We start from the raw sequence: 11,373 nt of genomic DNA, 5'->3' as shown, positions 1-11,373 counted from the left end.
CATCTCGTCGTCAACAACGACAGTGGTCGTGTCAGCCACGGCCATCTCCTTTCGGATCAGGCCGGACCCTCACACACCATTATTCAGACAGTCCCTGTGCCGCTGGTGTAGCCAGTTGACAGTTCGCTACGTTGGGACGGGTCAGTTGCTGGACTTCCGAGGCGTCGCAGTGACGAGGAGTGCGGTAACGATGCCGATGACGGTGAGAGCGGCGATTCCTAGTATGAGCCAGCGGGCGGCGGCGAGTTCGCTTGCGCTCCCGAGGGCGAGCAGGTTTCCTGCGATCGCGGAGGTCAGGGTGAACGCGATCAGTTGGGTCGTGCTGACGGCGGCTGCCGCTTTCGCGCCTTCGGTTTCGTCGTCGCTGCTGCTCATTGCTGCGACTGAGAGATGCGGGAATGCGAGCCCGATTCCGATACCGGCGATCAACAGCATGACCACCCACAACACGACGGTGAACGCCGAGGCGTGCGTGGCTTGCAGTGCTCCGTAGGTTGCCAGGCCCAGGGTGAGGAGCACTGGACCGGTACGAGTGAGTCTGCGAGCGACCTTGCCTGTGGCGTTCGCGCTGAAGAGCTGGGCAACGACCCACCCCAACGACAGAACCGCGCCGAGGAGTCCCGCCAGCAGCGGGGAGAGGTTTGCGAGTTGCTGGCCGAACAGGGGGATGAAGTTCTCGGTCATGACGCCCGCGCATAGCGCCGCCACTGTGAGATACACCCATTTGACCCGGTTTCCGCGGACATAGGTGAGCCTGGGGAGTACGCCGTTGGCGTCGCGGGCGTCGACGGCGAGAAACACGATGAGAAGGAGCAGCCCTGCGCCGATCATGACCGGCACCCAGAAGGTTGAGAGGGTCGAGCTGAGGCTGAGCGTTGCTGAGGTCAGGGCGAGTGCAATGATCGACGGAATCGGGACACGCGACCGGGGCGACTTCGCAGGCTTCTGTCGTGGCAGGGCACGCAGCGTCACGAGCGACAGGACGACCGCAAGTGCAGCGAGCACTCCGAACGCTGCCCGCCATGCGCCGACCTCGGCGAACACACCGCCAAGTGCAGGCCCCACGAGGGTGCCGACGCCGAACATCGCGGACACCACTCCGGTGCCACGAGTCCACAGCGCCTGAGGCAGCACGCTTCGGATCACAGCGTACCCAAGACCGGTGAGTAGGCCTGCCCCAAAGCCTTGCACTGCTCGCCCGGTCACGAACAGTTCCATCGTCGGGCTTGCTGCGCTGATGAGGGTCCCGGCAGCGAAGAGCAGGTACGCGGTGACGTAGGCGCGGGCAGCGCCCTGAGTGGTGAGCATGCGGCTCACGAACATCGTCGCGATCACTGCGGTGATCAGATACCCGGTTGACGCCCAGGCATAGTATTGCTCGCCACCGATCTCCGCGACGACGGTTGGCATAAGGGCTGCGGTGAAGTACAGGTTCATCGCGTACAGGCCGACCCCGCTGGCCATGATGATGACCGCCGATAGGTGCGGCTTCGAAAAGAGAGCGCCCCATCCAGATTCGGGTGTTGGAGGGCTGCTGGATGCGGACTGTTGCTGATGTTCTGGTGTCGATGAGGTCACGCCTGCTACGCTAGAACTTCAAGTTAACTTGAAGTCAAGGAGCGACGAGAATGGCCTACGCACCGACCGATTTACTCACTGTTGGCGAGGTCGCTCGGCGCGCCGGGATCGCCACCAGCGCGGTCAGGTTCTATGAAGACCAGGGGCTGATTTCTTCCGTTCGTACGGCCGGGAACCAGCGCAGGTATCCGCGATATGTTCTCCGCCGGATCGGAATCATCAGCGCTGCCCGTCGTTTCGGTATTCCGCTGGCCGAGGTTTCCCAAGTGTTCGACTCACTCCCTGAGAATCGGATGCCCGGAAAGGCCGACTGGCGCAGAATCTCTAAACGCTGGCATGAACGGCTCGAAGTCAGACGGCGAGAACTGGAACGCCTTGAAGAAGAACTCGTGGGTTGCATCGGTTGTGGGTGTCTCTCGCTCAACACATGCCGCGTTCTCAACCCCGACGACCAGCTTTCCGCCGAAGGCCCCGGTGCCAGGAGATTGCAGTATCCATCGGAAGGCGACTCGCATTGAGCCGCTGATCAGCTGTGGTCGCACGTGATGCCTCACTGAGTTATGTGGCTGGAAAATTGATCACGCCTCTGACTCACACTCGATGCTGTTCCGGCCATCGAGAACTCAGAAACCTCATCCTTGCTTGCTTCAGCGACTTTAGTGCTCAGGGCATCTTCTGAATAACCTTCCTGAGCCGAGCAAGCCCACGTTCGAGTTGCCGAGGATCGGGGCGTCCAATGCAGACGCGGAGGCCTGATGCTTCACTCAACGGGTCAGTGCTCGTTGTCGTTGGGGGCGTGACGAGGACGCCTTCGCGCGCTGCCAAATGTGCGACTTCCTCGGCTTGGCTCCGGGGCATCGGGAGCCAAAGGTGAAAGCCGCCAGCCGGGAGGAAGGAGATGTGCTCGGCGAGCATGGAAGCGGCAAGACTGAGCCGTTCTTCGGATTCGGCGCGCAACGCGGTAGCGACATGTGCTGCGGTACCATCGGAAACCAATTGCGCGACGAGTTCTGCCATCAGTGGGCTTACACCGAGTGTCGTTGCTTGGAGGATCGCCCGCGCCTGGCTCTGGTTCGCCTCGGGAGCGACTAATGTACCGACCCGTATTCCAGGGCTCAGGCTCTTGGAAAAGCCGTTGATGTACCAGGTTCTCTCCGGAGCCAGTCTTGCCAACGGTGTTGTCCGCGAGTCTCGGAAGACCGAGTAGACATCGTCTTCGATGACGGTCGCATGGTGCTCTCGGCAGACATCGACGATATCCCTCCGACGCCTTTGACTCATGGTGTATCCGTATGGATTATGCAAGGTCGGCGTCAGATAGACGGTCCGCGATGCGGCCCCCTGGATCGTCGCCAACTCGTCCGCTAAGGCGTCGGGGATCACTCCCTGGACGTCAGTATGTACTGCGCGGAGCTGCTGTCCGGATTGGCGAGCGGCTTCAAGAGCTCCAGGATAGGTGTGCGCTTCAGTGAGCACGATCCCTCCGGGTGCTGTTGCAGCAGCGAAGGCCACAGCGAGAGCATGTTGAGCGCCATGGGTGATGAGTACTCGTTCAGGCGCAACCGGCATGCTCTGTCTGTCCAGCCAAGTGGCGATCGCCCGTCGGTGATGTGGCAGCCCGAGCGGATCAGCGTATGTCGCCAATTCTGCCGCTGATACGGACTGAGGCAGCGCCGCGAGAGAGCTTGCCAGTTTTTGCGCAGCAAGCATCGGCGGCGGAACGTTGACGGAGAGGTCTATCAATTCAACCGCGTCGCGCGCGCGATCTGGCGCAGCGACGAATGTCCCCCTCCCGTGTTCGCCCCGGACCAGACCACGACGCTCGAGGTTCATGTAGGCGCGAGTCACCGTACCCACCGACACACTCAAGTGTTGGGCGAGTTCACGGTGCGCCGGGAGGCGCTCGCCGGGAGCGAGCGTGCCCTGAAGAATGTCACTCTCAAGTGCCCCCGCGAGTCGCTCATGCAGGGGTGCGGTGCCGCGATCCTCGATCCACGGCTCCCAGGCAGATCGTGTACTCATCTGAGCTTCCTTAGTGTACTAGGACACCTACTCGATTTCGAGGATAGTGTCACACTCATAGTATGTGCCGAACAACTGAGCGTGTCACGCTACTCCGATCAGTCCAGCCAGCATGAGCAACGACATCCTCCTCGTGCTGGCCTTCTACGCTCTCGTCACGTCGGTCACTCCTGGACCGAACAACCTCATGCTTCTCGCATCCGGAGTCAACTTCGGCTTTACGAGGACACTGCCCCACCTCGCCGGGATCAGCATCGGGTTCGGAGTGATGGTGTTCGGAGTCGGCCTCGGTTTCGCAGAACTGTTCACCGCGTTCCCGCCTCTCTACACCGTGGTGCGCGTCGTTGGCGCGCTGTACCTCATCTGGCTCGCCTGGCAGATCGCAACAGCACCCGCCCCGTCCGACGGTGGGACGCGGGGGCGGCCCCTCGGGTTCTTCGGCGCGGCCGCATTCCAATGGGTGAACCCGAAAGCATGGGTGATGGCTGTAGGAGCGTCCGCCAACTACCTCCCAGCGGAAGCACACATCGCACAAGTCGCCATCGTCGCGCTGATATACGCACTGGTCAACGCCCCAAGCGTTGCATTGTGGGCACTATTCGGAACTGCTGTACGACGATGGCTGCGTAAGCCTCGGAACAGGCGCGTCTTCAACGTGCTCATGGCAATCCTGCTCCTGGCGACGCTCTACCCGATGCTCACAGCACAACTCGGTTAATCACGAGGCACACCGCGGGCACACGCACGGCGCGGAACGTCATCTGCTCTAGGCAGCTCGGCCCCTCTCCGGCACAGAGAGCACGAGTCCGCAGATCACGGTCGCACATTTATCGCCAGCCAGGATGCCACCTGTTTGATCGCGGCGGGCTTGGAAGCCCGGTAGGGGGTCCCGGTGTCGCACCTCTCTTCCGGGAGGCGTCACCGTGGACGAGTACATCACACCCGCCGCGAGCGACGATGCCGCGGCCTCAGCGAACTCGGTCTGTCACGAGTTCGAGAGGTCAGAAGGGTTACGTGCCCTACTCGCCCGGCTGCACGCCGCCGGACCGGGCGCGTGGCGGGGTGACCGTGAAGCCGCGGAACTGATGCGCTACACCGCGAGCAAATACCGTCCCCTCGCGCGTAAGCACGGCTTGGATGCCTGGGCGGTGGCGTCTGCCGCGTTCGAGGTGATGCTCGCTCCCTCGACCCGGAACGCGGGTAATCCTTGGGCCGTCGTCACCCGCGCCGTGCAGATCACCTGCCACGCGGAGACCCGTGCCGCTGGGATACTGACCTCAGCCAGCAAAGTACGCCACACCTCTCGAATCGCCGGGTTTCACGATGCTGTGCGGTTCGCCGAGCGGGAACGGCTGGCCGACTACCATCCCGCGTTCACGCATCATGATGACGGCGACGCGGACGAGAACGAGCACGAGGCGCGGGTGTTCGCTCTGCTGTCTGCCACGGTCGCGCTATTCGTCTCGGCGGGCTGGGATGCTGCGCTCATCGCCGAGTGTGTCGAGCATGTGGCCTACCGGCTTGCCGATCTGTCCTCTCGGCAGCGTGGGGTCGAGGTGCTGCGCCGTGACCGTACGATCCCGATGCTGCTCGGGCTACCGCCCCGGTCGTGGTCGGCCTTGTTGCGGATCATCCTCGGGCACCCCGATCCAAAGCACGCGGGTACGCCGGTGGGTGATGGTGTGCTGCTGCGGCTACTGAGCGGCGAAACGCTGGACGCTCTGCGCGACGACGCGGCTCTGGTGAAGATGATCCGTGCCGCGAACCCCGACAAGTACGCCGCGCCGTGATTTGGGGGTAGGGCTTCGCACCTAACGGTATGAGCACCCACGCCGTCACTCCAGCTGCTACGTCCACCGCACCGATTCCTCCTGCGCGCCCGTCGGCTTCGACGCTCGGCGCTCGACTCGCCGCTGCCTCGCGGCGCGCGCAGGGCTTCACCACCGTCGTAGATGACCCTGCCGTGCTGACTCGGCTGCGCGGACTCTGCACCGCGCCACGCCCCATGCGCGCGCCCGTCGCCGAGAAACGCGAAGGCCCCGCACCCTGACGTGCTTTGCGAGTCAGGAACGCGGGGCCGATCACGCACGATCCGCTCTATGCGCGCCAGACGAACTCGACCCGGCGTGCGAGCACTGCCGCACGGTGCGCGTCGCGGCGCACATGAAACTCCTCGGTGCTCTCGTTACGGCGCTTGGGCACAGCGGTCATCATGTCCGCGGGATGAGCATGGACGAGCACCGCTTGCAGGATCAGGCTCGCCGCTTGGTACTGCCACATCGGGGTACGCCCCTCCCACTCAGCAGCAACCGTCGTCACGTCGATGCTCAACCCGGCGTGTTCGGGTGTGGTCGCGGTGTGCTCGCGGCGGGTCGCCTCGATCCGTTCCGCGATCCTCGCGCGTTGCCGCACCCACATGGCCTTGTCGATCAGCCCGTCATAGTAGTCATCATCGAGCCGCGCCAAGCGTTCCCTGTCTGCGTCGAGCGTCGCGGCGAGCCCGACCCGTGCCGCAAGGTCACTGCCAGAGGTTCGGTGTTTCGTGGGATGGAGGGTGATCTGCTCGAACGTCGCGAGCACTGCTTCCTCGACGAGCCTCTCGATTTCAGCAGAGCGAATCGACCGGGTGCAGCCGCCCGGGGTCGGCTGTAAGCACTGGTACACGCCACCCCGATGGATCATCGCCGTGCCGCACAGTGAGCAGCGGATCAGCCCCGAGAACGGATACATCCGCACCGCGGCACCGCTGCCAGGTTGGTGGAAGTTCCGGGCCTTCTTCCTCGCGTCGAGTACGTCGGAGACTTGCTGCCAGGTGTCTTCGTCCACGATCGCGGGCCACGCCGCTTTCACCTGCATCTTCGAGGTCTTCGCGCGGCTCCCGTCTGGCATGACCGGGCGGTACTCGCGTACGCCCTTGTTGGAGGGGTTGTAGAGCACCATTTTGAGCGTCCGATCCGACCACGCACACCCATGAGTGGTGAGGATGCCGCGCGCATTCCAGTCCTTCCGAATCCGATACAGCGAGTCACCGGCGAGCACCCGCTGGTACATCTCGACGACCAGCGGCCCCGTCACCGGATCGATCACGAGCGCACCGGCCTCTGCCCGGTACCCGAATGGCACCCTGCCGCCGTGCCAGGCACCCTCGATGGCCTGCTGCTTCGCCGCCCGAGCGACACGCCGCGCAGTGTCGGCGGAGGACTTGTTCGCCATCGCGACCAGCACCCTGGCCATCGCCACATCAGAATCCGTGTCCAGTCGGAGCGAGCCGGTCACGGAGCGGACGGTGAACCCGCCGAGCACTTTCGCGTCGATGAGGTCTTCCAAGTCTCTGGGGTCGCGCACGGCCCGGTCCAGGTCGTACGCGATCATCACCTGCGCCTGCCCGTCGCTGAGGTGTTTCAGCATGGCGCGGAACTGCGGGCGGATTACTCGCCTCACCCGCTCACCCGACGGGAGCGTGATCGTGCGCTGCTTGAACGCCGACGTGTCGTTCTCACGAAACACTTCTGCGACTTCCCACCCGTGAGCTTCGGCGTAGGCGCGGCAATCGGCCTCCTGCCGATCCACGCCTCGTTCGGTGCCCTCGGGGTCGTCACTGATCCTGACGTACACCACCGCCCGCAACGGCACCGTGGCCTGTTCCTGCTGTTCGTGGCCCATCTCTCGGCCCACCTTCCTACTCGTGTGAGAGGTAGGTGCGTTTACAGAACCTCGGCTAACCAAGGTCAACGTGCTGCGCGACGTAATCGGCGGGGAGCACGATCGACTCGCCACGGCCTGGGCCAGCGGGGCGCACGGTCACTGATCCATCGCGGCGCACTTTCGTGATCGTCCACCTGTTCCCGTTCTGCACCCACGAGAACCGAGCGCGCAGCTTCCGCTCGTTCTTCCGCGTGATCACCGTGTCACCGACAGAAGCCCGGGCGCCGCCGTCCAGGGTAACTTCGCCTCGGAGCGGGTTCACGACATCGGCGAGGATGAGCTCGGTGCGGGCGCGCAGATTCAGCGCCGCAACCGATTCGCCGGAGTCAGAGACAAGGATCGACGCGATCCCGGCTTCACGGTCCGCCCTCCATGCCTCGTAGGCTCTTGCGGTCATGTCGTCGGTGGTGCCGCCGATGATCCGGTCGGCGTCCTCGTAGACGCCGATCACGTCGGGTTCTCCGAGGCGGAGCCGTAGCGATGCGGTCTTCTCCCATTCGTGCGTGAAGCGGTGGATCGTGGAGAGCTCGGGGGTGTCGTGGCGGTCGCCGGCGAGGAGCCCGAACGCGCCGGCCGCTGCCGGGGATTGGAGCTGACCGTAGTCGCCGACGAGCAGAATCTTCGCACCCGCCTTCGCCGCAGCTCCGGTGATGCGGTCGAGTGCGAGGGTACCGGCGAGGCTCGCCTCATCCACGATCACAAGCTGACCCGCCCGAAATGTCCTGCCGGTCATGATGTGCAGCGTCCACCACCGTGCGGTGTTCTCGGTCTTGATCCCGAGATCTCCGGCGAGCACTTCCGCAGCGACCGCTGACGGGGCGAGTCCGACGACAGACCCGGCACCATACTGCTGTTCCCAGGCCGTGCGGAGCGCGAGCATCGCGGTCGTCTTCCCGGTGCCGGCCGGGCCGACGAGGAGATCGAGCTGACGGCCGGAGACCGCGATCCGGGTGAGCGCGTCGGCCTGGTCAGGGCCGAGCATCCGCCCCTCCCGATCCGGCCGCCTGATGACTCGTTCGATCAGGGCGAGCGGGAGCTCGGGGCCGGTCAAGGTGCGGGAGCGTTCGAGAAGCCGCTTCTCCGCATCGAGCAGCGCCTCGGACGAGTACAAGGTGCCGTGGCGGGGACGGAACGCGCTCGACCCATCCGGCCGCTGGAACCGGGCCGGCGTCGCCGCGAGTTCCGGCGGCGTCAGCCGCAACGAGGCACGCTCGGCGGCATCGACGACCATTCCGGTGACGGCCTCCCGATCCCGCGCCGTCGCGAAGCGGTACTCCATCGTCTGCCGTGCGGCCTCGGCGGTCAGGTTCCAGCGGTGCCAGGTCGACCGCTTCTCACCCACGACCTCCATCACGGCGCGGCCGATCTTCTCGATCTCATCCAAGGGAAGGTCATCGGCGCGCAGGACCCTTGCAGGTGCTGCCGGGATCGCCTCTCGCACCCATTCCGATGCCTCCCGCCCCAGCGGCGTCGTGGCGCGCTTGCGCCACTCGAGCGTGAGATCGGCGAGGGATCGCACCTGCTTCTCGGGCCTCGTGGACAGCGTGGCTTGCGCGCGGAGCTTGATGATCGCCGCGGCCGAGGGCTGCCGGCCGTGCTTCTCGACGTATTCCGTGATGAGGCGGTCTTTCTCGGCGTCGATCTGGCGTGCGCGGGTGGAGAACTCGAGCACGAGTTCTTCCGGCACCGTCCTGATCGCCCAGGCCGGGTTGCGGTCGCGGCCGCGATCCCGCGCCTCCCATTCCACGCCGAGCAGCCGGGTGAGGTGGTCGGCGATGATCGCCTCGTGCAACTCGGAGAGCGCGACGGTCGCGGCGTGCATCGGCCGCCCATCCAAGGACCGCCATCGCCCGTCGAGCGTGGTCTTCACTTTGTTGGACACGACGACGTGCGTGTGAAGGTGCGGGTCGGAGCTGCGGGAGTCGTAGTGGTCGTAGGCGGTTGCGGTGAGTCCGAAGGTATCGACTTGGGCGACCGCGCCGCCGTCGGCGCCGGTCATGCCGACACGGGTGGCGGCGACTTCTCGTTCCATGAAGTCGATCACTTCGGCGATCGCTGCATGGTGCGCGTCGGCGATGAGCGCTTGGGTACCGGCATCGGCGACCGCCCACAGCACTGACGCTGACTTCGGGAGCGAGAAGGTGTAGTCGTATCCGGCGACGGCTTTTCTGGTACCGCGTGCGTGTTCCTCGGCTTCGATCTCGGCGATCGCTTCCGCGCGCGAGGCCGGACCGAGGTTAGCGTCGAGGACTTCGATACGCTCCGCGATGCGCTCAGCGGGGGTCTGGTACACCGGGTAGGCGCGGCCGAGCGGGTCGCCTGTCACCGGGTCGCAGCCCATGCCGATGAGGAGCTGGAGCTGCTGCTCCGATACCTCTTCGCCGGGAGTGATGCGGCCTTCGCCGAGCTGGGTGAGGCCGGAGCCGAGCCAGCGGCCGGGAGGGTTCCCGGCCTCGGCGTAATAGCGAGTCAGCGGCGTTGAAAGGCTCCGGTCTCCGTCGCCAGCGACGACGGAGCGCAGCAGATACTTGTAGCCGTCACCGGCGCTCATCACGCGCATCGAAACCGTCACATCCGGTAGGTAGGAATCCAAGGCTTGGGTCAAGCCCTGAGCGCCAGACGGCTTCCATCTTGTTGCCGAGAGCACTGGTGGGAAGCGGGGTAGATCCGGCAGCAAATAGGCAAATGCGTTTCGGAGTCATGCGAACCAATATGAACGTTAGGTGTCAGCTGGCGAGTGGCTTTCCAAGGCGCGGTTTCAGCGGCAGACTTGATGGGATGGGAGCCCCCGATTCAGTTGCGTCTCGCCCGCTCCCGGGTTCATCGGGGCGGGTCTTCCTCGTGTTCCTGCGGCTCGGTTTGACGTCGTTTGGTGGGCCGGTCGCTCACCTCGGCTATTTCCGCACCGAGTTCGTCGAGCGGCGAGGATGGCTCAGCGACCGCGCCTACGCGGATCTCGTCGCGCTGTGCCAGTTCCTGCCTGGCCCGGCGTCGAGTCAGGTCGGCATGGCGATCGGCCTGCAGCGCGCCGGCATCGCGGGCTTGCTCGCCGCCTGGGCCGGCTTCACGCTCCCTTCGGCTATTCTGCTTTTCGCTTTCGCGCTCGGCGTCGGTGCGATCGGGGATCTCTCGCAGGCGGGCTGGGTACTCGGGTTGAAGGCGGCTGCGGTCGCGGTAGTCGCCCATGCCGTGCTCGCTATGGCGAGATCGCTCACCCCCGATGCTCGTCGCGCGACGATCGCGGTCGCGGTCATGGTGTTCGTGCTGCTCGTGCCGGGTCCGCTCGCGATGATTGGTGCCATGATCGCCGCGGGCATCGGCGGGTTGCTGTTCCTTGCGCGCACCGCGCACACCGGGGCATCCGTCAGGACTGAGGATCGGTTTCCGGTGCGCCTGCACCGGAGCGTCTCGATCGGCTGCCTGATCGCGTTCGTCCTGCTTCTAGTGGGCCTCCCGCTCCTCGCAACAGCGACAGGAGATGCGGAGCTCAGGCTGTTCGACCTCTTCTACCGTGCGGGCTCGTTCGTGTTCGGAGGCGGCCATGTCGTGCTGCCGCTCCTGCAGGCGGAGACGGTGCAGACTGGGCTCGTAGAGCCCGGCGCGTTCCTGGCCGGGTACGGAGCCGCGCAGGCGGTGCCTGGTCCGTTGTTCACGTTCTCCGCTTTCCTCGGCGCGGTCACGACGAGCGGCCCCTCGGGAGGGCTCGGAGCATCGATCGCTCTCGTCGCAGTGTTCCTCCCTTCGGCCCTCCTCGTCATCGGAGTGTTGCCGTTCTGGGATCGTCTGCGCCGAGCCCTCCGCGTGCAACGAGCCTTGATGGGGGTGAATGCCGGTGTCGTTGGCTTGCTCGCGGCGGCCCTGTACGATCCGGTGTTCACCGAGGGCGTCACCGGACCGCACTCTCTCGTAATCGTCGCAGTGGCATTCGTCGCACTGACCGCGTGGAAGGCTCCCGCCTGGGCGGTGGTGCTGGGAGCTGCTGGGCTGGGGGCGCTGCTGCTGTGAACCACGCCCTCGGCCGAGACCGAAGCATGCTGAGGCAAGGCTCGCCTGCGATGCGCCGACGCC

At 65.1% G+C, this 11,373-nt stretch carries 8 protein-coding genes; 4 read left to right on the top strand and 4 right to left on the bottom strand.

Annotation, left to right across the window (positions count from 1 at the left end; translation table 11 throughout):
• Positions 1-141: 141 nt before the first annotated feature.
• The gene (locus J4H91_RS13800; RefSeq protein ID WP_208046831.1) at positions 142-1,578 is read right to left on the bottom strand and encodes an MFS transporter; all 1,437 of its coding nucleotides are present in this window, start codon (positions 1,576-1,578) and stop codon (positions 142-144) included.
• A 50-nt stretch (positions 1,579-1,628) separates the two neighbouring features.
• On the opposite strand from J4H91_RS13800, the gene soxR reads away from it, so the two are divergent.
• Complete coding sequence (gene soxR / locus J4H91_RS13795; RefSeq protein ID WP_208046830.1) at positions 1,629-2,096, top strand: redox-sensitive transcriptional activator SoxR; 468 nt, start codon at positions 1,629-1,631, stop codon at positions 2,094-2,096.
• Positions 2,097-2,241: 145 nt separating this feature from the next.
• Here the strand turns inward: soxR and J4H91_RS13790 are convergent, their stop codons facing one another.
• Positions 2,242-3,600 (bottom strand): aminotransferase-like domain-containing protein, encoded by a 1,359-nt coding sequence (locus J4H91_RS13790; RefSeq protein WP_208046829.1) that lies wholly within the window; start codon positions 3,598-3,600, stop codon positions 2,242-2,244.
• A gap of 112 nt (positions 3,601-3,712) precedes the next feature.
• Between J4H91_RS13790 and J4H91_RS13785 the strand changes: the two genes are divergently transcribed.
• Together J4H91_RS13785 and J4H91_RS13780 are read left to right on the top strand one after the other, a co-directional pair.
• Entirely contained in the window at positions 3,713-4,318 is a 606-nt protein-coding gene (locus tag J4H91_RS13785; RefSeq protein ID WP_208046828.1) for a LysE family translocator, read from the top strand.
• 205 nt (positions 4,319-4,523) lie between these two features.
• Entirely contained in the window at positions 4,524-5,390 is an 867-nt protein-coding gene (locus tag J4H91_RS13780) for an exopolyphosphatase (protein ID WP_208046827.1), read from the top strand.
• A gap of 307 nt (positions 5,391-5,697) precedes the next feature.
• Here the strand turns inward: J4H91_RS13780 and J4H91_RS13775 are convergent, their stop codons facing one another.
• Together J4H91_RS13775 and mobF are read right to left on the bottom strand one after the other, a co-directional pair.
• Entirely contained in the window at positions 5,698-7,263 is a 1,566-nt protein-coding gene (locus J4H91_RS13775; RefSeq protein ID WP_208046826.1) for a recombinase family protein, read from the bottom strand.
• A 55-nt stretch (positions 7,264-7,318) separates the two neighbouring features.
• On the bottom strand, positions 7,319-9,865 hold the full coding sequence (mobF, locus tag J4H91_RS13770) for a MobF family relaxase (protein WP_460648301.1): 2,547 nt from the start codon (positions 9,863-9,865) through the stop codon (positions 7,319-7,321).
• A gap of 218 nt (positions 9,866-10,083) precedes the next feature.
• On the opposite strand from mobF, the gene chrA reads away from it, so the two are divergent.
• Positions 10,084-11,310, top strand: a complete 1,227-nt coding sequence (gene chrA / locus J4H91_RS13765) for a chromate efflux transporter (protein ID WP_208046825.1) — start codon at positions 10,084-10,086, stop codon at positions 11,308-11,310.
• Positions 11,311-11,373 lie beyond the last annotated feature (63 nt).

The sequence above is a fragment of the Leucobacter ruminantium genome, from assembly GCF_017565705.1.
Classification (GTDB): Bacteria; Actinomycetota; Actinomycetes; order Actinomycetales; family Microbacteriaceae; genus Leucobacter; species Leucobacter ruminantium.
Note: the sequence above shows the minus strand (reverse complement) of the source record. Positions and strands in the feature narration are given on the sequence as shown.